The organism is Paraburkholderia sp. SOS3 (assembly GCF_001922345.1).
Classification (GTDB): domain Bacteria; phylum Pseudomonadota; class Gammaproteobacteria; order Burkholderiales; family Burkholderiaceae; genus Paraburkholderia.
Map to the genome: position 1 here is coordinate 4,118,165 of NZ_CP018811.1, position 24,765 is coordinate 4,142,929.

Genomic DNA, 24,765 nt, shown 5'->3' on the forward strand with positions numbered 1-24,765 from the left:
GCCCGTTCAGTCTTTCAGCGTCAGCGACAGGATCTTCACGACCAGCTCCGAATAGCTGATGCCGACCGCGCGCGCCGCCTTCGGCGGCAGCGAATGATCGGTCATGCCCGGCGCCGTGTTCACTTCCAGGAAATACGGGTTGCCTTCGGCGTCCATCATGAAATCGGCGCGGCCCCAATCGGTGCAGCCGAGCACGTCGAACGCGCGGCGCGACAGCGCCTTGAGCCGCTTCTCTTCGGCCGCGTCGAGACCGCACGGAATCAGGTACTGCGTGGTGTCGGCGATGTACTTCGCGTGGTAGTCGTAGAATTCGCCGGCCGGCACGATGCGGATGATCGGCAGATCGAGATCGCCGCACACGCACGCCGTGTATTCGCCGCCGCCTTCGATGCTTTTTTCCACGACGATGATCGTGTCGTACTTCGCCGCTTCCTCGAGCGCGGCGACGAGCGCATCGGCCGCCTTCACCTTGATCACGGCCACGCTCGAGCCTTCGCTTGCCGGCTTCACGAAGAGCGGCAAGCCGAGCTTCGCGATGATGTCTTGCGCGCGCGCGGCATAGTCATCGCCGCGCAGCACCGCTTCGAACGGCGGCGTCGGCACGCCGAGCTGCTGCCAGACGAGCTTCGTGCGGAACTTGTCGAGCCCGAGCGCCGAGCCGAGCACGCCGCTGCCCGTGTAACGGATGCCGTAGAAATCGAGCGCGCCCTGGATCTGGCCGTTCTCGCCATAGCCGCCATGCAGCGCATTGAATGCGCGCACGAAGCCTTCTTCTTTCAGCGCCGCGAGCGGCCGTTCGGACGGGTCGAACGGATGCGCGTCGATGCCCGCTTCGCGCAGGCCCTGCAACACGAGACGGCCGGAGTTCAGCGACACTTCGCGCTCGGCGGACTCGCCGCCGAGCAGCACGGCCACTTTTCCGAAGTCTTTCGGATCGAAACTGCTGCTCATTTCACACCTTCATTTGCTGCGGCCAACCGGCCCGGCACACCGCCGATCGATCCCGCACCCATCGTGATCACCACATCGCCCGCCCGCACGACGGCGGCGAGCGCTTCCGGCACTTCATCGACCGTTTCGACGAACACCGGTTCGATCTTTCCTGCAACGCGGATCGCGCGCGTGAGCGAACGTCCGTCCGCCGCGACGATCGGCGCTTCGCCGGCCGCATAGACTTCGGTCAGCACGAGCGCATCGACGGTCGACAGCACCTTCACGAAGTCTTCGAAGCAATCGCGTGTGCGCGTAAAGCGATGCGGCTGAAATGCGAGCACGAGCCGCTTGTCGGGAAACGCGCCGCGCGCGGCCGCGATCGTCGCGGCCATTTCGACCGGGTGATGTCCGTAGTCGTCGACGAGCGTGTACGCGCCGCCGTGGGCAACCGGCACCTCGCCATACCGTTGAAAACGCCGGCCCACGCCATTGAATTCCGCAAGCGCTCGCTGGATATCGACATCTTTCACTTCGAGTTCAGTTGCAATCGCGATCGCCGCGAGCGCGTTCTGCACGTTGTGCGTGCCGGGCAGATTCAGCACGATGTCGAGCGGCGCCGCGTCTTCGCGCATCGCGGTGAAATGCATCTGGCCTTCGCGCGCGACCACGTTGACCGCGCGCACCTGCGCATCGGCCGCGAAGCCGTAACGGATGATCGGCTTCGACACGAACGGCAGAATCTCCTTCACGTTCGGATCGTCGACGCACAGCACCGCGATGCCGTAGAACGGCAGCCGATGCGTGAATTCGATGAACGCCTGCTTGAGCCGCGCGAAGTCGTGGCCGTAGGTGTCCATGTGATCGGCGTCGATGTTCGTGATCACTTCGATCACCGGAAACAGATTGAGAAACGACGCATCCGATTCGTCCGCTTCGGCCACGATAAAGTCGCCGGTGCCGAGGCGCGCATTCGCGCCCGCGCTGATCAGCCGCCCGCCGATCACGAAGGTCGGGTCGAGGCCGCCCGCGGCGAGCACGCTTGCGACGAGCGACGTGGTGGTGGTCTTGCCGTGCGTGCCCGCGATCGCGATGCCCTGCTTCAGGCGCATCAGCTCCGCGAGCATCACCGCGCGCGGCACGATCGGGATGCGGCGATGACGCGCCGCGAGCACTTCGGGGTTGTCGCCGCGCACGGCCGTCGACACCACGACCGCATTTGCGCCTTCGATGTTTTGCGCATCGTGCCCGATCGCGATACGCGCGCCGAGCGCGGCGAGGCGCTCGGTCACTGCATTACGCGCGAGGTCCGAGCCGCTCACCTGGTAGCCGAGATTGACGAGCACCTCGGCGATGCCGCTCATGCCGGCGCCGCCGATCCCGACGAAGTGAATATGTTTGACGATATGTTTCATTGCTGACTTCCTTCCGGGACCGCGCTCTGCGCGAACCCCGCCACGGTCGCGCAAATCTGCGCAACCTGTTCGGTCGCATCGGGCTTCGCGAGCGACCGTGAACGCTTTGCCATTTCCGCGAGCGTCGCGCGCGTCTGGCCGCGCAACCAGTCGGCCAGCTGCTCTGCCGTCAGATCGCGCTGCTGCACGACGACAGCGGCGCCGTTGCCGGCAAGAAACGCCGCGTTGGTGGTCTGGTGATCGTCGACGGCAAATGGAAACGGCACGAAAAACGCGGCGACGCCGACCGCCGCGATTTCGGCGACCGTCATCGCGCCCGAACGGCAGATCACGAGGTCCGCGTTCGCATACGCACTTGTCATGTCGTCGATAAACGGCAGCACCTGCACGTCGTCTGCGCTTGTGTTTCCGACCTGAATACCTGCGGCAGCGTAGTTCGCGCGCGCGGCGTCGATATGTTTTGCGCCCGCCTGATGCACGATGCGCGGCCGTTCGTGCGCAGCGAGGCGCGCCAGCGCATTCGGCACGACTTCGTTGAGGCCCGCAGCGCCGAGACTGCCGCCGACCACGAGCACATTCAGAGGACCGCTTCGCGATGCGTACCGTGCTTCGGGTGCCGGCACGCGCGCAAGTTCCTCACGAATCGGATTACCGGTCCATTCCGCATCCGGCAGCGCATCCGGAAACGCGACGAGCACGCGTTTGGCGAGCTTCGCGAGCACCTTGTTTGCAAGACCCGCAATCGAATTCTGTTCGTGCAGCACGAGCGAGCGGCCCGACAGCCACGTCATCACGCCCGCGGGAAACGTGATGTAACCGCCCATGCCGAGCACGACATCGGGCTTCACGCGACGCAGCACGGCGAGGCTTTCCGAACAGGCGCGCAACAGGTTCACGGGCAGCATCAGCTTCGTTTTGAGGCCTTTGCCGCGCAAGCCGCCGAAGCGCACGAACTCCATCGGAATGCCGTGCTTCGGCACGAGCGTCGCTTCCATTCCGGCCGGGTTGCCGAGCCACACGACGCGCCACCCCCACGCCTGCATCAGGTGTGCGACCGCGAGCCCCGGGAACACGTGTCCCCCGGTGCCGCCGGCCATCACCATCAACGTGCGCGGATCGGTCGCAAGTCGCGTCATACCTTCCCTCCGCGCATCAGCACCCGGTTTTCGTAATCGACACGCAGCAGCACGGCAATCGCGAGGCAGTTGAGCAGAATGCCGGAGCCGCCGTAGCTGACGAGCGGCAACGTCAGGCCCTTGGTCGGCAGCAGGCCGAGATTCACGCCCATATTGATGAACGTCTGCGCACCGAACCAGATGCCGATGCCTTTTGCGACCAGGCCCGCGAACGTGCGGTCGAGCGCGAGCGCCTGACGGCCGATCTCGAACGCGCGCCGCACGATCCAGTAGAACAGCAGGATCACGACCATCACGCCGACGAAGCCGAGTTCCTCGCCGATCACGGCGAGAATGAAGTCGGTATGCGCTTCGGGCAGATAGTTGAGCTTCTCGACGCTGCCGCCGAGGCCCACGCCAAACCACTCGCCGCGGCCGAACGCAATCAGCGAGTGCGTCAACTGATACGCCTTGCCTTGCGCGTAACGGTCGTCCCACGGATCGAGGTACGCGAAAATCCGCTCGCGGCGCCACGGCGACGCCCATACGAGCAGCGTGAATGTACCGATCGCGGTGGCCACCAGTCCGCCAAAGATCTTGCCGTTCACGCCGCCGAGAAACAGCACGCCCATCGCGATCGCGGCGATCACCATGAATGCGCCCATATCGGGCTCGAGCAGCAGCAGCATGCCGACGACGCCGACCGCGAAGCCCATCGGCAAGAAGCCTTTCGCGAAGCTATGCATGTATTCCTGCTTGCGCACCGTGTAGTTCGCCGCGTAGATGGTCACGGCGAGCTTCATGATTTCCGACGGCTGCATATTCGTGATGCCGAGCGGAATCCAGCGGCGCGCGCCGTTCACGCCTTTGCCGATGTGCGGAATCAGCACGATCACGAGCGCCGCGAGCGCGAGCAGAAAAAGCTTCGGCGCGTACTTGTCCCACGTCGAGATCGGAATGCGGAACGCGACGATGCCGATCACGCCGCCGAGAAACACATACAGGATCTGCCGCACGAGAAATGCGTAGTCGCGGTACGACGCGTATTTCGGCGAATCGGGCATCGCGATCGACGCCGAATACACCATGACGACGCCGAGGCCGAGCAGCGCGACGACGACCCACAGCAGCGAATGGTCGTAGTCGAGCATGCGCGAGCGCAGCGGCCGCACACCGTTGACGGCGCTGGCGAGCCCGCCCGCGATGCCGCGGCCGGAGGCCGTGCTATTCGTTGCGCCGCTCATCGCACCCGCCACTTTTCCGGCGGCGACCGAGCCGCGTTGCCCCGAGAGGCGTGATCCGAAGCGTTCCGACCAGCTCATATCATCGTCCCCCGTTCGGCGGCAATTTCTTCGACCGTGCCGCGGAACACCTCGGCGCGGTGCGCATAACCCTTGAACATATCGAAGCTCGCGCAGGCGGGCGACAGCAACACCGCGTCGCCCGGCTGCGCGAGCGCGCTCGCCGCGCGCGTTGCTTCTTCGAGCGTCGCGTGATCGGCGAGCGCAATGCCCGTATCGGCGAGCGCTTCGCGAATGCGCGGCGCGTCGCGGCCAATCAGCATCACCGCGCGGCACCAGCGCGTGACGGGCGCCGCGAGCGGGTCGAATTCCTGACCCTTGCCGTCGCCGCCGGCGATCAGCACGACGCGCTGCGCGAGGCCGTCGAGCGCGGCGACCGTTGCGCCGACATTCGTGCCTTTGCTGTCGTCGACGTAATCGACGCCGTCCAGCGACGCGATCAGTTCGACGCGATGCGGCTCGCCGCGGTATTCGCGCAAGCCGTGCAACAGCGGCGCACCCGGCAGACCGATCGCGCGCGCCAGCGCGAATGCGGCCAGCGCGTTCGCCGCGTTATGCAAGCCGCGGATGCGCAGCGCGTCGGCCGGCATCAAACGCTTCAACGAGATGTTCGGCGGCGTCGTGCTTTCAGCTTTGCGGCGGCGCGACGGCGTGGGTTCCTCGGCGGCATCGCGGTCTTCGCCTTCGACGAGCCACAATATGCCGTTATCGCGCAGCAAGCCGTAGTCGCCGTCGCGCGCCGGTTCGTTCAGGCCGAACGTGACCACTTGCGCCGCGCTGTCCGTCGCCGGCGCGAGCGCCATCACGCGTGCATCGTCGCGGTTCAGCACGCGCACCGTGTTCGCACCGAAGATGCGGCCCTTCGCGGCCGCATACGCATCGAGGCCGCCATGCCAGTCGAGATGGTCCTGCGTGATGTTCAGCACGACGGCCGCGTGCGGCGCGAACGTATGCGCGGTTTCGAGCTGGAAGCTCGACAGTTCGAGCACCCAGATGTCGGGCAGCGCGGTGTTGTCGATCGCTTCGCTCAGTTTGTCGAGTGCGGCCGGGCTGATGTTGCCCGCCACCGCGACTTTCTTGCCCGCGCGTGCGCAGAGCAGACCGGTGAGGCTCGTCGTCGTGGTCTTGCCGTTCGTGCCGGTGATCGCGAGCACCTTCGGCGCGTAGCCGCTTTCGCCGAGCGTCTGCAACGCCTGGGCGAAAAATTCGAGTTCGCCCCACACCGGAATGTCGCGTTCGCGCGCAGCCGTGATCAACGGCAGCAAATCGGCCGCGAGCGGCGACAGCCCCGGGCTGATCGCGACGAGTTCGACGCCCTCGAGCAGCGCCGTCGAAAATGCGCCGCCGACGAAATCGGCGTCGACCTGGTGCGCCTCGAGCGCGGACAGGTTCGGCGGCACTTCACGCGTGTCGGCTATGCGCAGGCGGCAACCATGCCGCGCGCACCAGCGCGCCATCGCGAGGCCCGATTCACCGAGCCCCAGCACGAGCACCATCGGCTTTTGCCGATCCCGAAACTTCTCGCCGAACATCGCTTGCTTTCCTTTGTGCTGCCTAGCGCAACTTGAGCGTGGACAAACCGAACAGGCACAACATCAACGTGATGATCCAGAAACGCACGACCACCTGCGTTTCCTTCCACCCCGACAACTCGAAGTGGTGATGCAGCGGCGCCATCTTGAAGATGCGCCTGCCTTCGCCGTAACGGCGCTTCGTATATTTGAACCACGTGACTTGCAGCATCACGGAAAGCGTTTCGGCGACAAAGATGCCGCCCATGATGAAAAGCACGATCTCCTGGCGCACGATCACCGCGACGGTGCCGAGCGCGCCGCCGAGGGCGAGCGCGCCGACGTCGCCCATGAACACCTGCGCCGGATGCGTGTTGAACCACAGAAAAGCGAGGCCCGCCCCGCCGATCGCGGAACAGAAAATCAGCAATTCGCCGGCGCCCGGTATATGCGGAAACAGCAGATATTTCGAATAGACGGAACTGCCCATCACGTACGCGAACACGCCGAGCGACGCGCCGACGAGCACGACGGGCATGATCACGAGGCCGTCGAGGCCGTCGGTGAGGTTCACCGCGTTGCTCGCGCCGACAATCACGAGATAGGTGAGCGCGATGAAGCCCCAGACGCCGAGCGGATAGCTGATCGACTTCAGGAACGGCAGCATCAGGTCGGCGCGCGCGGGCAGGCCCATCGACAATCCGCTGCGCACCCAGGCCATGAACAGGTCGAACACGCGCACGTTGCTCGCCTCGGACACGCTGAACGCGAGATACACGGCGGCGAACAGGCCGATCACCGATTGCCAGAAATACTTCTCGCGCGACGACATCCCGCGCGGATCCTTGTAGACCACCTTGCGGTAGTCGTCGACCCAGCCGATCAGCCCGAAGCCGAACGTCACGAGAATCACGATCCAGATGAAGCGGTTGGTCAGATCGGCCCACAGCAAGGTCGACACCGCAATGCCGATCAGAATCAGCACGCCGCCCATCGTCGGCGTGCCCGATTTGACGAGGTGCGTTTGCGGGCCGTTCGTGCGCACCGCCTGGCCGACCTTCATCGCGGTCAGTTTGCGGATCACCCACGGACCGCACACCAGCCCGATCAGCAGCGCGGTAATCGTCGCTGCGACCGCGCGAAAAGTCAGATAACTGAACACGCGCAAGAAGCTTGCGTCATTCTGCAGCCATTGCGCCAGCGCCAGTAGCATGCGGGGTTTCCTTCTCTTTTCAATGCGCGGCGGGCGTGTCGCCCGCCGCATTGGTTTGTGGACTTGTCAAGGCGTCCACCACGCGCTCCATCTGCATGAAGCGCGAGCCTTTCACCAGAAATGTCGCGGTTGTCGTGTAGCCCGCCTGCTGCAATTGCGCGACGAGCGCGGCGGGATCGGCTGCATGCTGTGCCGACGGACCGTATGCGGCGCACGCGTCGCGCGACGCATCGCCGATCGCGTACAACGCGTCGATACCGCACTCTTTTGCGTAGGCGCCGATCTCGCGGTGAAACGCGGGGCCTTCGTCGCCGGTTTCGCCCATATCGCCCATCACGAGCACACGCGGCGACGGCCGCGCCGCGAGCACGTCGATCGCGGCACGCATCGAATCGGGATTTGCGTTGTACGTGTCGTCGATCACAGTTGCGCCGGCGAGCGCGCCGAGCGCCGCGCGCTTGACTTGCAGGCGGCCCTTCACCGCGCCGAACGATTCGAGCCCGCGTTTGATCGCATCGAGCGGCACGTCCGCCGCGAGCGCGGCGGCCGTGGCGGCAAGCGCATTGCGCGCGTTGTGCGCGCCGAGCACCTGCAGCGTCGCGTCGATGGCGCCTTGCCGCGTCTCGATGCGCAGCGTGCGGCCGTCGAAGCGGCCGGTGACGGCGGCTTCGGTCATGCATTCGTCGGTGTTCAGCGCGAAATCGATCACGTCGTTGCCGGTCGCGGCAACGCGCCAGATACCCGAGTACGGATCGTCGGCCGGGAACACCGCGATGCCGTCGGGCGTCAGCGCATGAATCACGCTCGCATGTTCGAGCGCGACCGCTTCGACGGTTGCCATGAATTCCTGATGCTCGCGCTGCGCGTTGTTCACCACGGCGACGGTCGGCTCCGCGATCTTCGCGAGCAGTTGAGTTTCGCCGGGATGGTTCATGCCGAGTTCGACAACCGCGAGCCGGTGCGCGTCGTTCAGGCGCAACAGCGTGAGCGGCAGGCCGATATCGTTGTTGAAGTTGCCGGCGGTCGCGAGGCGCGCGGCTTCGCCGACCGCGGCTGCGAAGATCGACGCGATCATTTCCTTGACCGTCGTCTTGCCGTTGCTGCCCGTGACCGCAACGAGCGGCATCGCGAAGCGGCGGCGCCAGCCGCGCGCGAGCGCACCGAGCGCGACGCGCGTATCGGCCACGCGTAGCGCGGGCACGCGCCAGTCGGCCGGGCTGCGCGTGACGAGCGCGGCGTTCACATGACGGTTCGCGACGTCGGCGAGGAAGTCGTGTGCGTCGAAGCGCTCGCCCTTGAGCGCGACGAACAGATCCCCGGGGCCCGCGGTGCGGCTGTCGGTCGACACGCGCTCGAACGTGACCGAATCGTCGCCGAGCACGGTCGCATCCGGAATCAGCGCGGCGGCTTCGCGCAGCGAAAGCATCGCTTTACCTCGCTCGCTCATTCGCCACCTCCGCGCGCTTGCGTTGCACGCGCGGCAAGCGCGAGCCGAGCATGATTCTGATCCGAAAACTCGCGCTTCTTGCCCATGATTTCCTGTGTGGCTTCGTGCCCCTTGCCGGCGAGCACGACCACGTCTTCGCGCGCGGCGCTGCGGATCGCCTGCAGGATCGCGCTCGCGCGGTCTTCGATGCAGCGCGCCTTCGACGGCTGCGTCATGCCGGCCACGATCTGATCGATGATCGCTTGCGGATCTTCGCTGCGTGGGTTGTCGCTCGTCACGACGAGCGCGTCCGCGCTGCGTTCCGCGATCGCGCCCATCAGCGGGCGTTTCGTCGCATCGCGATCGCCACCGCAGCCGAACATGCAGACGAGTTCGCCGCCACGCGCCTGCGCGATCGGGCGCAAGGCGGCAAGCGTCTTCTCGAGCGCATCCGGCGTGTGCGCGTAATCGATCACGACGAGCGGCTCGTCGTTCTGCAGACGGCCGCCGAGGCGCTGCATGCGGCCGTTCACCGGTTCGAGCTGCGCGATTTGCTCGAGCGCGGCGTCGAATGGCACATTGGCCGCAAGCAGCGCACCGAGCACGCCGAGCAGATTGCTGACGTTGAACGCGCCGAGCGTGCCGACCTCGACGTCGGCGCTGCCCCAGTCGGAGACCAGATGGAACGCGGTGCCCATCGCGGTAGCGCGCACGTCGCTTGCGATCAGCGCCTGATCAGCGAGCAGCGCGCTGACGTCGGGCGAACTCATGCCGCCTTCGAGCGAATACGCGATCGTGCGCGCATGCCCTTTCGTGCTGGCAATGAGGCGTCGGCCTGCTTCGTCGTCGGCGTTGATCACGGCGACGCGCAATTCGGGCCATTCGAACAGACGCGCCTTCGCCGCTTCGTAAGCGGCGAACGTGCGGTGATAATCGAGGTGGTCCTGCGTCAGGTTCGTGAACACCGCGATGTCGAATTTTGTGCCGTTCACGCGCCCCTGATGCAACGCGTGCGACGACACCTCCATCGCGATAGCCTGCGCGCCGTCGTGATGCAATTGCGCGAGGCTGCGCTGCAGCTGCGGCGCATCGGGCGTCGTAAAGCCGGTGTGAACGAGATGCCCGGGCATGCCGCTGCCGAGCGTGCCGATCACGGCGCACGGCACACCGTGCGCCGACAGTGCAGTGGCAATCCATTGCGTGCACGATGTCTTGCCGTTCGTGCCGGTCACGCCGATCACGCGCATCGCGTCGCTCGGGTCGTGATACCAGGCGCTTGCGATCGCGCCCGCGAGTTCGTTCAGCGCGGGCACCGCGTGGGCGATGGCGGCAGCGGGTTTCGTCGTCGCGAGGCCTTCCGGCTGGTACAGAACCGCGGCGGCGCCGCGCTCGATCGCATGGTCGATAAACGGCCGGTTGTCCGCGCCTTCGACCGCATAAGCGAGAAAAGCATCGCCGTTCGCGAGCGAACGCGTATCGGCATGCAGTTGCGCATCGGGCTTGACGTGCGTGCGCAGCCACGCGAGCGCGTCGTCGATCTGCGCGCGCGCCGGATCGGAGAAACGCAGCGCGCTCATCGCACGACTCCCGGGTGTTCCTTCGCGTTGCTCGAGATCGTCAGCTTCTTCGCAGAGGTGCGCGTCGCGATTTTCGCGGCGAACTTCTTTGCGTGGCTCGACGCGACGACGTTCTTCGTTGCGTTCTTCGTTGCGCTCTTCGCCGCATTCTTTGCGCCGCCGGCCGCCGCGTCGTCATTGCTTCCGGCGGACGCCACGTCCTCGGTCTGGTTCGTGTCGTCCGACACGACCATCTGCTTGATCGGCATGTCGGGCGGCACGTTCAGCGAACGCAGCGTGTCGCCGGCGATCGCCGAGAACACGGGTCCCGATACCTGGCCGCCGAAGTGGCTGCCCGCGGTCGGCTCGTCCACCGACACCGCAATCACGACGCGCGGATTCGGCATCGGCGCCATGCCGACGAACGACGCGCGGTACTTCGATTTGTCGTAACCGCGGCCCGAATGTTTGTACGCGGTGCCGCTCTTGCCACCGACGCGATAGCCGGGTACGGCCGCGTCGGGCGACGTGCCGGCCGGCGACACGACCGCTTCGAGCATCGTGCGCACTTCGCGCGCGGTAGTCGGCGAAAACACCTGCGTGCCAGGGCCGGGCTGGTCGCCCGGCGTGCGGAAAATCGAAATCGGCATGAGCTGGCCGTCGTGCGCGATCGCGGTGTACGCGCGTGCAAGCTGGAACAGCGACGCGGACAGGCCGTAGCCGTACGACATCGTCGCCTGCTCGATGCGGCGCCAGCTCTTCCACGGACGCAACCGGCCCGCGGCCGCGCCCGGAAAGCCGACCTTCGGCGCCTGGCCGAGACCGATGCTGGTATACATGTTCCACATCTCTTCGGGCTTGAGCTGCATCGCGATCTTCGTCGCACCGATGTTGCTCGACTTCTGGATCACGCCGCCGACCGTCAGCACGCCGAACGCGCTGTCGTCAGTGATCGTTGCGCCGTCGAGGACAAAGCGTCCCGGCCCCGTATCCACCAGTGTAGTCGGCGACACGCGATGCAGATCGAGTGCGAGTGATATCGTGAACGGCTTCATGATCGAGCCCGGCTCGAACACGTCGGTGAGGATGCGGTTGCGCAGCTGTTCGCCCGTCAGATGCGAGCGGTCGTTCGGGTTGTAGGTCGGGTAATTGACGAGCGCGAGCACTTCGCCCGAGCGCACGTCGACCACCATCGCGGCGCCCGCTTTCGCCTTGAACTTCTGCACCGCCGCTTTAAGGTTCGCGTAAGCGATGTATTGAATCTTGCTGTCGATCGACAGTTCGACATCCTTGCCGTTGTGCGGCACGACGGTTTCGTCGACGTCTTCGACGATATGACCCATGCGGTCCTTGATCACGCGGCGGCTGCCCGACATGCCGGCGAGCAGTTTCTGATCGCCGAGCTCGACGCCTTCCTGGCCCTCGTCCTCGACGTTCGTAAAGCCGATCAGGTGCGCGGTGATCTCGCCTTCCGGATAGAAGCGCTTGTATTCGTTGCGCTGGTAAATGCCGGGAATGTCGAGCGCCGCGACTTGCGCGGCGACGTCGACCGGCACCTGGCGCTTCACATAGACAAACGTTTTGTCTTCGGACAGCTTCGTGCGCAGCTCTTTGTCGGACATATCGAGCAGCTTGCCGAGCTGATGCAGCTTGTCCGCGCCGAGATCGTCCGGCACCGATTCCGGAATCGCCCAGATCGCGCGCACGGGCAGGCTCGTGGCGAGCACGAGGCCGTTGCGGTCGAGAATCTTGCCGCGCGTTGCCGGCAGTTCGATGGTGCGCTGATAGCGGCTTTCGCCCTGTTTCTGATAGAACGCGTTGCCCGGCCCCTGGATCCAGAACGCGCGCCCGGCGAGCGCGACGAACGCCATGAAAAGCATGAATACGACGAGCTTCGAGCGCCACATCGGCAGGCGCACCGAGAGAATCGGATTCGCGGAAAACGCGACGCTCTTGCGATTCGACGATTTCTTCATCATCGCGCGCCTCCGCCTGAGCCGTCGGCTCGCGCCGCTTTCGCGTTCGCTGGCGTCGATGCCGGCGCCGACGTCGGGATCGGCGTGTCCTCGGCCGTCGCGGTGCCGGGTTCGAGCTGCACGTATTGCGTGCGGCCCGTCGTGGCCTGCTGCATCTTCAGGGAATCGGTGGCGATCTGCTCGATGCGCGACGTTTTCGACAGCGCGCTCTGCTGATATTGAAGCTGCGAATAATCCTGCTGCAGCTGACGCTCCTGCGACTGCGCACGCTGCAGCTGGATAAAGAACTGGCGCTGCTGGTTCGTCGCGTTCACGACGGAAAGGGCACAGCCCATGACGACGATCAGCAGGAAGATATTGAGGCGGTTCATGGCGCGATCCGCTCCGCGACGCGCATCACGGCGGAACGGGCGCGCGGATTGGCGGCGACTTCGGCGTCGCTCGCGAATACACGGCCTAGCAGTCTGAATGGAGGGCTCGGCAGGTCGACGGCACGAATCGGCAGACGGCGGTCGACCGCAGGCGCAGTGGACTGCGCCTGCATGAATCGCTTGACGATGCGATCTTCGAGCGAATGAAAGCTGATCACGACCAGCCGCCCCCCTTGCTCCAGCAGCGACGACGCTGCCTCTAGAACGACTTGCAGCTCCGCAAGCTCTTGATTGACGTGAATCCGTATAGCCTGAAAGGTGCGGGTTGCCGGGTCCTTACCCTTCTCACGGGTTTTGACGGCGTTAGCCACGATTTGGGCAAGCTCGCCCGTGCTTGCGAGAGGCCCAAGACGTTCGGACTCTGCCCGGCGAGCAACAAGCGCCTTTGCAATCTGAACAGCAAACCGTTCTTCCCCATAATCTCTGATCACCTCCGTCAGTTCCTGCAACGTGGCCCGCGCGAGCCAATCCGCGGCGGATTCGCCGCGCGTCGGGTCCATTCGCATGTCGAGCGGGCCGTCGGCGCGAAAACTGAAACCGCGCTCGGGGTCGTCGACTTGCGGCGACGACACGCCCAAATCCAGCAATACACCCGACACACGCCCTACCCCGCGCGACGCCAGCGCGTCGCGCAGTGATGCAAAACTCTGATGCACGATTTCGAAACGCGGATCGGTCATGCCTTGCGCCGTTTCGATCGCAAGCGGGTCTTTATCGAATGCGATCAGCCGGCCTGCCTCACCGAGCCTGCCCAACACCGCCCGACTGTGGCCGCCGCGCCCGAACGTGCCGTCCACATAGACGCCGTCCGTGCGCGTAACCAGCGCGTCGACCGCTTCCTCCAGCAGCACCGTGCGATGCTGCAACTCCTTTCCCATCGCAGGCGCCATGTCGATCACCCGCGGTCAGAATGTGAAGTTCTTCAGCGCTTCGGGCATGCCCTGCGCCATCGCCGCCTGTTCCTTCGCGTTGTAGGTCTGTGCGTCCCACAACTCGAAGTGACTTCCCATTCCTAACAACATCACGTCTTTTTCAAGCGAGCCGGCGATACGCAACTCCGGCGATACGAGCACGCGCCCGGCCGTATCGAGTTCGACGTCGGCTGCATTGCCGAGAAAGATCCGCTGCCACCACTTCGCTTCCATGGGCAGCGCGGCGATTTTCGTGCGAAAGACCTCCCACTCGGGGCGCGGAAACAGCAACAGGCAGCCGTCCGGGTGCTTGGTGATCGTCACCCGGCCTTCTGCCTGTCCTTGCAGCGCATCCCGATAGCGAGCCGGGATGGACATCCTCCCTTTCGCATCGAGTGTCAGCGCCGACGCCCCTTGGAACACTTCACTCCCCTTTGTGAGGGCGTTGTAAGACGCCGCCCGATTTCGAAAACTTACCCGAAATACGCGGGTAGATCACACAAAAATACACTTTCTCACACTGTCTCCCACTTTAGAGGAACCCCCAACACGGGTCAAGGGAGGCGGGCCGATTTTTAACGAATTTTGTTTGCTAGAACAAGGACTTAGCGACAGTCCTTCAAGTCAGACGTAAACGGGAAAATCGTTATAAATGAATCAGATAGTGGAACTTGTGAAGGTAGTACTTGAGAAGTAGGGTGAAAAAGCGCGGTTTTGTAGGGCGTATGCGGTGCGATCCGGCGTGCAAAGCGAACAATTACGCGGATATGGGCGGCGGAGGTCGAGCGGGGTTCAGGCAACGTGAAAGGACGGCGTGGTAGACGCCGTCCCCACGCCGATTTCAAGATGAAGAGACTAGATGCGGTATGCGGTTGTCGTCATGATTTTCGACGCCGCACGCATCAGCGCGCGTGCCGGAAACGGCAGTTCGACACCGCCCGCGTCCATCGCGGCTTTACCGTGCGCCGCTTCGTCGGCGCGCATCTGCTCGACGACGGCCCGCGATTCGTGGTCCGCGGCGGGCAGCGCTTCCATGTGGCCGTTCAGATGTTGCTCGACCTGGCGTTCGGTCTCGGCCATGAAGCCGAGGCTCACGCGATCGCCGAAACGGCCTGCGGCAAAGCCAATCGCAAGCGCCCCTGCGTACCACAGCGGGTTCAGCAGACTCGGGCGCGAATCGAGCGCTTCGAGACGCTTCGAGGTCCACGCGAGGTGATCTTCCTCTTCGCGCGCCGCGTTTTCGAAAGCCTGCTTCAACGCGGGCGAACGCGTTGCGAGCTTTTGCGCCTGATACAGCGCCTGCGCGCAGACCTCGCCGACATGATTGACGCGCATGAGCCCGGCCGCGTGCGCGCGCTCCTGCGCGGTCATCTCGACGCGTTCGGCGGAATCGGCCGTGCCAGTTGCCTCGGCGGACTCAGCCGGTCGAGCCGGCAGCGGCATCGGGCGGCTCATTCGCGACACGCCTGTCATCGATCGCAAACCGCGATCGAACTCGGTAATCCAGTCGTCAAGCACCATCCTGCTCCTCCAGTCAGGCCGATCGCTCGAATGCCGCCGCGAGCGGTGCATTCGAGCCCTTAAAACAAGGGGTTTTGGTAGCCAAGGTGCTGATTTTAGACCATGTTGCTTAAAGGAAACAGCGGGAAACAGCGCGGGAATCCGCCGCACGCGGCGCGAAGCGGTGCAAACGACTTCATATGTGCCGCGCTTTTTCTTTGCGTATAAAACTTTCGCATTCCCTGGAGATTGCCGCGAAACAGAAAGAGGCGCCTGTTCTGAAGGCGCCTCCTCGTTCGGCCGGGCCGCGCGGGCGTCCTAGGCGCGACCGTCGCGCAACTCGCGCCGCAGGATCTTGCCGACGTTGCTCTTCGGCAATTCCTTGCGGAACTCGACGAGGCGCGGACGCTTATAAGGCGTGAGCTGGTCCTTGCAGAACGCGATGATGTCGGCATCGGTGAGTTTTTCGTCCTTTTTCACGACAAAGAGCTTCACTGCTTCGCCGCACTGCGCGTCGGGCACGCCGACCGCCGCCACTTCGAATACGCCCGGATGCTTCGCGACCACATCCTCGACTTCGTTCGGATAGACGTTGAAGCCCGACACGAGAATCATGTCCTTCTTGCGGTCGACGATCTTCACGAAGCCGCGCTCGTCCATGAGCCCAATGTCGCCCGAGCGCAGAAAACCGTCCGCGGTCATCACCTTCGCGGTTTCGTCGGGACGGTTCCAGTAGCCGGCCATCACCTGCGGGCCGCGAATGCAGACTTCGCCACGCTGACCGAGCGGGACGTCGTTGCCGTCGTCGTCGCGAATCGCGATTTCCGTCGATGACACCGGCAAGCCGATCGTGCCGTTGTATTCGGTCGCCGTCACCGGGTTGCAGCTCACCGTCGGCGACGTCTCCGACAAGCCGTAGCCCTCGATGATCGGCGTCTTCGTCCGCTCGAACCAGCGTTCGGCGACGGCCTTCTGCACGGCCATGCCGCCCGCATTTGCGACCATCAGGTTCGAGAAGTCGAGCTTGTCGAAATCCGGATGATTGAGCATTGCGTTGTAGAGCGTGTTGACGGCCGGCAGTGTCGTGATGCGGTAGCCCTGCAGGGACTTGATCATGCCGCCGATATCGCGCGGGTTCGGAATCAGCACGACGAGGCCGCCCTGCCGGATCGGCATGAGCCCGCAAACCGTCAGCGCGAACACGTGGTAAAGCGGCAGCGCGGCCACCGTGACCGTTTGCGTGACGTCGGGCCGCGCGGCGCGGGCCGGCTCGTGCCAGGCAGCGGACTGCAGCACGTTCGCGATCAGATTGCGATGCGTGAGCGTCGCGCCCTTCGATACGCCGGTCGTGCCGCCCGTATATTGCAGAAACGCGATGTCGTGCTGACCTTGCTGGACGGGTTTGAACGTCGCGCGCGCGCCTTGTGCGAGCGCATCGTTGAAGCGCACATGGCCGGGCAGGCTCCACGCCGGCACCAGCTTCTTCACGCGCCGCACGACGAAATTGACGATGTGCCCTTTCGGGCCCAGCAGATCGCCCATGGCCGCGACGATCACGTGCCTGATCGACGTGTTGCGGACCACCGCCTGCACGGTCGCCGCGAAGTTTTCTAGCACGATGATCGCCTGCGCACCGCTGTCCTTCATCTGATATTCGAGCTCGCGCGGCGTATAGAGCGGATTGACGTTCACGACGACATAGCCCGCGCGCAGAATGCCGGCCAGCGCAATCGGATACTGCAGCACATTCGGCATCATGATCGCGATGCGCGCGCCGCGCTCGAGCCCCTTCGACTGAAACCACGCACCGAGGCGCCGCGACAGTTCATCGAGTTCGGCGTAGGCGATCGCTTTGCCCATGCACGCGAATGCGGGCTTGTCGCGATACAGGCGGAAGCTTTCCTCGAGAAGATCGGCCACCGATTGATACTGCGTCGGGTCAATTTCCGCCGGCACCCCGGGTGGATACGATTTCAGCCAGATCTTCTGCATACGGTGTTTCTCCGGTCCCATGCGCAATGGTTTGATTTTGCTGCTTTTTTTGACTGATCGTGTGAAAAGCAGCGCATCGTAGCACGCGCTTTTCCGCACTTTATTTCGGGTAACCACCGGTTTAGACGATGGCCTCGAAACGGAAGAACACGCTGCCCCGGGCTGTCATTCCGTGAGGATGGTACAAGCACGCATATATATAGGCACAGGAACGACGGATGAACGGCAGTTGCGTATGCCTCATGCGTGTTTTATGCGCTGGACCGGACATCGTCGCTTCCGGCGCCTTGCAGGTTGTCCGGATGTCGCCCGGATCGATCGATGCGTTACGCGCGTTCGACCTCGACCAGACAGTCGTAGAAGGTTGCCGAGCCGCCGAGGTCGGTCAGCGCCTGGCTCGTTACCTGATTCGCGTTGCGGCCGTCCGGCGCGAGTTTTTTCCACCAGATCGACAGGCCGACGACGAGTCCTTCGCGCGCCTTGTCGGTCACGCGGGCGCGCGCCTGCATCGAGCCGCGGTCGTTGAAGATGCGCACCCGCGCACCTTCGTCGATGCCGCGGCGCCTCGCGTCGGCGGGATGGATGTCGAGATGCGGTTCGCCTTCGGTCGACCGCAGGCTTTCGACGTTGACGAAAGTGCTGTTCAGGAAGTTGCGCGCCGGCGGCGAAATCATCGCGAGCGGAAAGCGGGACGCGAGGTCAGGCGCGTTTTCCGCGGACTCGTAGGGCGGCAAGTAGTCGGGCAGCGGATCGAGGCCTTGTTGCGCGAGCCGTTCGCTGTAGAACTCGCATTTGCCCGACGGTGTCCGAAAGCCGCCTGCCGCGAACGGCGCGTCCGGCACCTGCAGTTTCGCCCAGCCGGCGCGCTTGAGCGTCGGCCAGTCGACTCCGGCGAGCGCGTCATCGTTCCAGTGGAAGGCCGCGGCGGCCACTTCTTCGTCGGTTTCAAAGAGCGCCGGCTCGGTAAGGCCCATGGCCCGCGCGATGCCGCGGAAAATCTCGGTGTTCGGCTTCGCGTCGCCGACCGGCGCAATCGCCGGCAGGTTCGCCATCACGTGCGTGTGGCCGTACGACTTGTGTACGTCGAGATGCTCGAGCTGCGTCGTAGCGGGGAGCAGCAGGTCGGCGTAGTCGGCGGTGTCGGTCTGGAAATGCTCGAGGACGATCGTGAAGAGATCTTCGCGTGCGAAACCCGCGGCCACGCGCTCCGAATCGGGCGCGACCGCGACCGGATTCGAGTTGTAGACGACGATTGCTTCGACCTTCGCGCCGAATGGCGCAATGCCATGGGTTTGGCTGGTTTGGCTGGTGTCGCCGGTGCTGCCGCCGTCGCCCGGATGCAGCAACGCGTCGCCGATTGCACTCATATTGATGACGCGCGACGGCGCCGACGGCCAGCCCGGCATCAGATCGGGCCGGGCCAGCGCGAACGAATCGACCGGCGCCCATCCCGAGGACGACAACAGCGCGCCGCCCGCGCGCTCGCGCCATGCGCCGGTCAGCGATGGCAGACACGCAATCGCGCGCACCGCATTGCCGCCGCCGCGCACACGTTGGACGCCGTAGTTGAGTCGGATTGCGGCTTTGCGAGTGTTGCCGTAAGCGCGCGCCAGTTCGACGATCCCGGTTTTTTCCAGGCCGCAAATCTGCGCGACGCGTTCGGGCGTGTAGGTCAGCGCGCGGGCCTTCAACTGCTCGAAGCCGAGCGTGTGATCGGCAATGTAGGCGTGATCGAGCCGATCTTCGGTGATCAGCACGTGCATCATGCCGAGCGCGAGTGCGCCGTCGGTGCCGGGCTTCAGCGCAATGTGCTGATGGCATTTTTCAGCCGTGAGCGAGCGGTACGGGTCGATCGCGATCAGGCGCGCGCCGTTGCGCTTGGCCTCTTGCGCGCGTGTCCAGAAATGCAGGTTCGACGCGATCGGGTTGGAGCCCCAGATCAGGATCAGTTCGCTTTCGGAGAAGAACTCGGTGAGCATGCCGAGTCCTGCACCGTATGTATATTTGAGGCCCGCGGACCCCGCGGACGCGCAAATCGTGCGATCGAGCTGCGACGCGCCGAGCTTGTGGAAGAACCGTTGCGCAATGCTGTCGCCCTGCACGAGGCCCATCGTGCCCGCATAGCTGTACGGAACGATCGCCTCCGGTGCGCGCGCCGCAATGTCGGACAGCTTCGCGGCTGCCAGCGCAAATGCTTCGTCCCATGTGATCGGCTCGAAGCGCCCTTCGCCCTTTTTGCCGACCCGCTTCATCGGCGTGGTCAGGCGGCTCGCATGGTGGACGCGGTCCGCATAGCGGCTGACCTTGGTGCACAGCACGCCCTGCGTCGGCGGATGGTCGGGATCTCCGGTTACCTTGATCGCACGTCCGCTTTCGACGGTCACGCGCATGGCGCAGGTATCCGGGCAATCGTGCGGGCAGACCGCGCGGGCGAATTCGGCAGGAGCGTTCATGGAATTGAGGGCCTTCTCTTTCGAATGCATGGGATTCGTGCGGGCGGGATGCGGGTGCCGCGTACTGATGCATTTGCTTTCGCACATTGCGCCGGTACTACGCGCCTGAAAGGTCGATTTTATTATGTCCGCCCGCCGTACAGGGGGCCGCGAGAGGTCGGCCGCCGCGTTCGCATCGTCGGTGGCCGCGCTGTGGGGAATATCGATCGGCGTAGAATCGGATCATTATCGGGCGCCGACGATGCACCGTCGCCGCTCGCTCAGCTCACTTCCGGCAGCTAGCGCACCTTTCACCATGAAACTTATCCCTGAAATCCAGTCCGCGCATGGCGAAATCCAGTCCCTTCGACGAACGATTCATGCCAATCCCGAACTGCGCTATGAAGAAACCCATACCTCCGATCTCGTAGCGAAGACGTTGTCGGGTTGGGGAATCGAAGTCCATCGTGGCCTCGGCAAAACCGGGGTCGTGGGCGTATTGAAGCGCGGCAATGGCACGCGCTCCATTGGCTTGCGCGCCGATATGGACGCGTTGCCGATTCTCGAAGTCAATACATTCGATCACCGCTCCCGCAACGACGGAAAAATGCACGCCTGTGGACATGACGGGCACACGGCGATGCTGCTCGGCGCGGCGCGATACCTCGCAAAGCATGGCGACTTCGACGGCACGATCGTGTTTATCTTTCAGCCGGCCGAAGAAGGCGGCGCAGGCGCGAAGGCGATGATCGACGACGGGCTCTTCACGCGATTTCCTGTCGATGCGGTGTTTGGCATCCACAACTGGCCGGGTTTGGGCGCCGGACACTTCGGCGTGACTGAGGGGCCGATCATGGCGTCGAGCAACGAATTCCGGATCGAGGTGAAGGGGATCGGAGCGCACGCGGCTTTGCCGCATAACGGACGCGACCCGGTCTTCACGGCGGTGCAAATTGCGAATGGCCTGCAGGGCATCATCACGCGCAACAAGAAGCCGATCGAGACCGGGGTTCTGTCGATCACCCAGATTCATGCGGGTGATGCGGTCAACGTGGTGCCGAACGAAGCGTGGCTCGCCGGGACCGTGCGCACATTCACGACGCAAACGCTGGATATGATCGAGTCGCGGATGCAGAAGATCGTCGAGAGCATTGCCGAAGCGTATGAGTGTTCGGCCAAGCTGACGTTTCGGCGCAATTATCCGCCAACGGTCAATACGCGCGAAGAGACCCGGTTTGCGGCAATGGTGATGAAGGAAATCGTCGGGGCAGAAAACGTCGTCGATCCGATCGAGCCGACGATGACCGCTGAAGACTTCTCGTTCATGCTGGAAGCGAAGCCGGGATGCTACGCGTTCCTCGGCAATGGCGATGGCGAACATCGCGAGATGGGCCACGGCGATGGGCCGTGCATGCTGCACAACGCGAGCTATGACTTCAACGACGAGCTGCTGCCGGTGGGGTCGACGTATTGGGTGCGGTTGGCGCAGCGGTTTCTGGCGCGTGAAACTGATGCTTTGTTAGTTTGACGCGTTTCGCTGGCTGTGGGGTTGAGTGATTAATTCAGTTCTCTACAGATCGCTTCTGACGCTCGATGAATTTGAGCCGGCAGTAAACGCATCAACCCCGCTTTTGAGGGCGGGGTTGGTGTTTTCAACTGAGGGGGAGCCTGACGATTACCTACTTTCACACGGGCAATCCGCACTATCATCGGCGTGGAGTCGTTTCACGGTCCTGTTCGGGATGGGAAGGGGTGGGACCGACTCGCTATGGTCATCAGGCATGACGGGTTGTCCTGCTGCGCGCGGGCAGCCGGACCAATCGGGAAGAAGCGTGGTGTAGCAGGGGGTGGGTTGTGTTGTCTGGCACAACGCGGCTCACTCGACCGTGTGTCTGCGCTGCCCCCTGACGGGGGTGGGGTCCTGGTAGATGCTGGAGCATTAACCATGACCGCAAAACACACCGGTTATAGGATCAAGCCTTACGGGCAATTAGTATCAGTTAGCTTAACGCATTACTGCGCTTCCACACCTGACCTATCAACGTCCTGGTCTTGAACGACCCTTCAAGGGGCTCGAAGCCCCGGGGATATCTCATCTCAAGGCGAGTTTCCCGCTTAGATGCTTTCAGCGGTTATCTCTTCCGAACATAGCTACCCGGCGATGCGACTGGCGTCACAACCGGTACACCAGAGGTTCGTCCACTCCGGTCCTCTCGTACTAGGAGCAGGTCCCTTCAAATATCCAGCGCCCACGGCAGATAGGGACCAAACTGTCTCACGACGTTTTAAACCCAGCTCACGTACCTCTTTAAATGGCGAACAGCCATACCCTTGGGACCGGCTACAGCCCCAGGATGAGATGAGCCGACATCGAGGTGCCAAACACCGCCGTCGATATGAACTCTTGGGCGGTATCAGCCTGTTATCCCCAGAGTACCTTTTATCCGTTGAGCGATGGCCCTTCCATACAGAACCACCGGATCACTATGACCTGCTTTCGCACCTGTTCGACTTGTCAGTCTCACAGTCAAGCACGCTTATGCCATTGCACTATCAGCACGATTTCCGACCGTACCTAGCGTACCTTCGTACTCCTCCGTTACACTTTGGGAGGAGACCGCCCCAGTCAAACTGCCTGCCATGCACTGTCCCCGAACCCGCTTCAGGGTCCAAGGTTAGAACCTCAAACAGATCAGGGTGGTATTTCAAGGACGGCTCCACTGAAACTGGCGTTCCAGCTTCGTAGCCTCCCACCTATCCTACACAGACCGGTTCAAAGTCCAATGCAAAGCTGCAGTAAAGGTTCATGGGGTCTTTCCGTCTAGCCGCGGGGAGATTGCATCATCACAAACACTTCAACTTCGCTGAGTCCCGGGAGGAGACAGTGTGGCCATCGTTACGCCATTCGTGCAGGTCGGAACTTACCCGACAAGGAATTTCGCTACCTTAGGACCGTTATAGTTACGGCCGCCGTTTACCGGGACTTCAATCAGGAGCTTGCACCCCATCATTTAATCTTCCGGCACCGGGCAGGCGTCACACCCTATACGTCCACTTTCGTGTTTGCAGAGTGCTGTGTTTTTATTAAACAGTCGCAGCCACCAGTTTATTGCAACCCCTTCACCCTCTGCGCGCAGGCGCATCAAGCTACAAGGGCGTACCTTATCCCGAAGTTACGGTACCAGTTTGCCGAGTTCCTTCTCCCGGGTTCTCTCAAGCGCCTTAGAATACTCATCTCGCCCACCTGTGTCGGTTTGCGGTACGGTCAATGTGAAACTGAAGCTTAGAGGCTTTTCCTGGAACCCCTTCCAGTTGCTTCGCTCCCGAAGGAGCTCGCGCCACGCCCTTGAATTACGTGCCCGGATTTGCCAGAGCACCTTCTCCAACGCAGCGACCGGGACTTCCAACACCCGGACAACCTTCCGCGATCCGTCCCCCCATCGCATTTCACACTGGTGCAGGAATATTGACCTGCTTCCCATCAGCTACGCATTTCTGCCTCGCCTTAGGGGCCGACTCACCCTACGCCGATGAACGTTGCGTAGGAAACCTTGGGCTTACGGCGAGGGGGCCTTTCACCCCCTTTATCGCTACTCATGTCAGCATTCGCACTTCCGATACCTCCAGCACACTTTCCAGTGCACCTTCGCAGGCTTACGGAACGCTCTCCTACCATGCGCGCTTGCGCGCGCATCCGCAGCTTCGGTATATGGCTTAGCCCCGTTACATCTTCCGCGCAGGACGACTCGATCAGTGAGCTATTACGCTTTCTTTAAAGGGTGGCTGCTTCTAAGCCAACCTCCTGACTGTTTTAGCCTTCCCACTTCGTTTCCCACTTAGCCATATTTGGGGACCTTAGCTGGCGGTCTGGGTTGTTTCCCTCTTGACACCGGACGTTAGCACCCGATGTCTGTCTCCCGTGATTGCACTCTTCGGTATTCGGAGTTTGCTATGGCGAAGTAATCCGCAATGGACCCTTCAACCATGACAGTGCTCTACCCCCGAAGGTGAGACACGAGGCACTACCTAAATAGTTTTCGGAGAGAACCAGCTATTTCCAGATTTGTTTAGCCTTTCACCCCTATCCACAGCTCATCCCCTAGTTTTTCAACACTAGTGGGTTCGGACCTCCAGCACGTGTTACCGTGCCTTCATCCTGGCCATGGATAGATCATCTGGTTTCGGGTCTACACCCAGCGACTGATTCGCCCTGTTCGGACTCGCTTTCGCTACGCCTGCCCTAATCGGTTAAGCTCGCCACTGAATGTAAGTCGCTGACCCATTATACAAAAGGTACGCCGTCACCCGTTTCCAGGCTCCGACTGTTTGTATGCATGCGGTTTCAGGATCTGTTTCACTCCCCTCCCGGGGTTCTTTTCGCCTTTCCCTCACGGTACTGGTTCACTATCGGTCGATCACGAGTATTTAGCCTTGGAGGATGGTCCCCCCATCTTCAGACAGGATTTCACGTGTCCCGCCCTACTTGTCGTACACCTAGTTCTTCCACACTGCTTTCGCCTACGGGGCTATCACCCGCTATGGCCGCACTTTCCAGAGCGTTCGGCTAACAGTACAGATAAAGAGTACAGGCTGCTCCCATTTCGCTCGCCACTACTCTGGGAATCTCGGTTGATTTCTGTTCCTGCGGCTACTTAGATGTTTCAGTTCGCCGCGTTCGCTTCACATGGCCTATGTATTCAGCCACGGATACTCCATTCGGAGTGGGTTTCCCCATTCGGACATCTTCGGATCAATGCTCGTTTGCCAGCTCCCCGAAGCTTTTCGCAGGCTACCGCGTCCTTCATCGCCTGTGATCGCCAAGGCATCCACCACATGCACTTGTTCGCTTGACCCTATAACGGGTGTGTCTCCACGGACTTGCGTCCCTTCGACCACACGCACTACAGGCTGAGTTTTAGCGTGTCGCTGCCCGTTAGTGCTTTAGCACTTACAGGCAGCCCACACACTTGCGTGTTGTGCCGTATTCCAAGCGCCCTCTCATCGAGGACCCTAAAAAATACTTCGATACAATCACAACCCTGACCAATCTACTCAC

At 62.9% G+C, this 24,765-nt stretch carries 16 protein-coding genes and 2 rRNA genes; 1 reads left to right on the forward strand and 17 read right to left on the reverse strand.

Going from position 1 to position 24,765, the window contains the following annotated elements; translation table 11 throughout:
- Positions 1-6 precede the first annotated feature (6 nt).
- From BTO02_RS18315 to BTO02_RS18385, 15 genes are all read right to left on the reverse strand, one after another.
- Complete coding sequence (locus BTO02_RS18315; RefSeq protein WP_075158231.1) at positions 7-951, reverse strand: D-alanine--D-alanine ligase; 945 nt, start codon at positions 949-951, stop codon at positions 7-9.
- Positions 948-2,345 carry a UDP-N-acetylmuramate--L-alanine ligase gene (gene murC, locus BTO02_RS18320; protein WP_075158232.1) on the reverse strand — a complete coding sequence of 466 codons (1,398 nt, stop codon included), beginning with the start codon at positions 2,343-2,345 and terminating at the stop codon, positions 948-950. Before murC ends, BTO02_RS18315 begins: the two co-directional genes overlap by 4 nt.
- A complete protein-coding gene (gene murG, locus BTO02_RS18325) occupies positions 2,342-3,481 on the reverse strand; it encodes an undecaprenyldiphospho-muramoylpentapeptide beta-N-acetylglucosaminyltransferase (RefSeq protein WP_075158233.1) in 1,140 nt (379 codons plus the stop codon). The genes murC and murG overlap by 4 nt, the downstream gene beginning before the upstream one ends.
- Positions 3,478-4,782: a putative lipid II flippase FtsW gene (gene ftsW, locus BTO02_RS18330; RefSeq protein ID WP_075158234.1), complete on the reverse strand. Its 1,305-nt coding sequence runs from the start codon at positions 4,780-4,782 to the stop codon at positions 3,478-3,480. The genes murG and ftsW overlap by 4 nt, the downstream gene beginning before the upstream one ends.
- Positions 4,779-6,293, reverse strand: coding sequence for a UDP-N-acetylmuramoyl-L-alanine--D-glutamate ligase (gene murD / locus BTO02_RS18335; protein WP_075158235.1), 1,515 nt, complete (start codon positions 6,291-6,293; stop codon positions 4,779-4,781). The genes ftsW and murD overlap by 4 nt, the downstream gene beginning before the upstream one ends.
- A 22-nt stretch (positions 6,294-6,315) precedes the next feature.
- Positions 6,316-7,485, reverse strand: a complete 1,170-nt coding sequence (gene mraY / locus BTO02_RS18340) for a phospho-N-acetylmuramoyl-pentapeptide-transferase (protein WP_075158236.1) — start codon at positions 7,483-7,485, stop codon at positions 6,316-6,318.
- 19 nt (positions 7,486-7,504) lie between these two features.
- Positions 7,505-8,932: a UDP-N-acetylmuramoyl-tripeptide--D-alanyl-D-alanine ligase gene (locus BTO02_RS18345; RefSeq protein ID WP_075158237.1), complete on the reverse strand. Its 1,428-nt coding sequence runs from the start codon at positions 8,930-8,932 to the stop codon at positions 7,505-7,507.
- On the reverse strand, positions 8,929-10,488 hold the full coding sequence (locus tag BTO02_RS18350; RefSeq protein WP_075158238.1) for a UDP-N-acetylmuramoyl-L-alanyl-D-glutamate--2,6-diaminopimelate ligase: 1,560 nt from the start codon (positions 10,486-10,488) through the stop codon (positions 8,929-8,931). Before BTO02_RS18350 ends, BTO02_RS18345 begins: the two co-directional genes overlap by 4 nt.
- Positions 10,485-12,443 carry a peptidoglycan D,D-transpeptidase FtsI family protein gene (locus BTO02_RS18355; RefSeq protein WP_075158990.1) on the reverse strand — a complete coding sequence of 653 codons (1,959 nt, stop codon included), beginning with the start codon at positions 12,441-12,443 and terminating at the stop codon, positions 10,485-10,487. Before BTO02_RS18355 ends, BTO02_RS18350 begins: the two co-directional genes overlap by 4 nt.
- Complete coding sequence (gene ftsL / locus BTO02_RS18360; RefSeq protein WP_075158239.1) at positions 12,443-12,814, reverse strand: cell division protein FtsL; 372 nt, start codon at positions 12,812-12,814, stop codon at positions 12,443-12,445. The genes BTO02_RS18355 and ftsL overlap by 1 nt, the downstream gene beginning before the upstream one ends.
- Positions 12,811-13,764, reverse strand: coding sequence for a 16S rRNA (cytosine(1402)-N(4))-methyltransferase RsmH (rsmH, locus tag BTO02_RS18365; protein WP_075158240.1), 954 nt, complete (start codon positions 13,762-13,764; stop codon positions 12,811-12,813). The genes ftsL and rsmH overlap by 4 nt, the downstream gene beginning before the upstream one ends.
- Positions 13,765-13,779: 15 nt before the next feature.
- The gene (gene mraZ, locus BTO02_RS18370; protein WP_075158241.1) at positions 13,780-14,208 is read right to left on the reverse strand and encodes a division/cell wall cluster transcriptional repressor MraZ; all 429 of its coding nucleotides are present in this window, start codon (positions 14,206-14,208) and stop codon (positions 13,780-13,782) included.
- 432 nt (positions 14,209-14,640) lie between these two features.
- Positions 14,641-15,306: a 2-polyprenyl-3-methyl-6-methoxy-1,4-benzoquinone monooxygenase gene (coq7, locus tag BTO02_RS18375; protein ID WP_075158242.1), complete on the reverse strand. Its 666-nt coding sequence runs from the start codon at positions 15,304-15,306 to the stop codon at positions 14,641-14,643.
- 297 nt (positions 15,307-15,603) lie between these two features.
- Complete coding sequence (locus BTO02_RS18380) at positions 15,604-17,277, reverse strand: long-chain fatty acid--CoA ligase (RefSeq protein WP_075158243.1); 1,674 nt, start codon at positions 17,275-17,277, stop codon at positions 15,604-15,606.
- A 326-nt stretch (positions 17,278-17,603) separates the two neighbouring features.
- The gene (locus BTO02_RS18385) at positions 17,604-19,730 is read right to left on the reverse strand and encodes a molybdopterin-containing oxidoreductase family protein (RefSeq protein ID WP_075158991.1); all 2,127 of its coding nucleotides are present in this window, start codon (positions 19,728-19,730) and stop codon (positions 17,604-17,606) included.
- Between the two features lie 295 nt (positions 19,731-20,025).
- Between BTO02_RS18385 and BTO02_RS18390 the strand changes: the two genes are divergently transcribed.
- Positions 20,026-21,237 carry a M20 aminoacylase family protein gene (locus tag BTO02_RS18390; RefSeq protein ID WP_075158244.1) on the forward strand — a complete coding sequence of 404 codons (1,212 nt, stop codon included), beginning with the start codon at positions 20,026-20,028 and terminating at the stop codon, positions 21,235-21,237.
- Positions 21,238-21,375: 138 nt separating this feature from the next.
- Here the strand turns inward: BTO02_RS18390 and rrf are convergent.
- Together rrf and BTO02_RS18400 are read right to left on the reverse strand one after the other, a co-directional pair.
- A 5S ribosomal RNA gene (gene rrf / locus BTO02_RS18395) occupies positions 21,376-21,489 on the reverse strand.
- 189 nt (positions 21,490-21,678) lie between these two features.
- A 23S ribosomal RNA gene (locus tag BTO02_RS18400) occupies positions 21,679-24,562 on the reverse strand.
- Between the last annotated feature and the right edge of the window lie 203 nt (positions 24,563-24,765).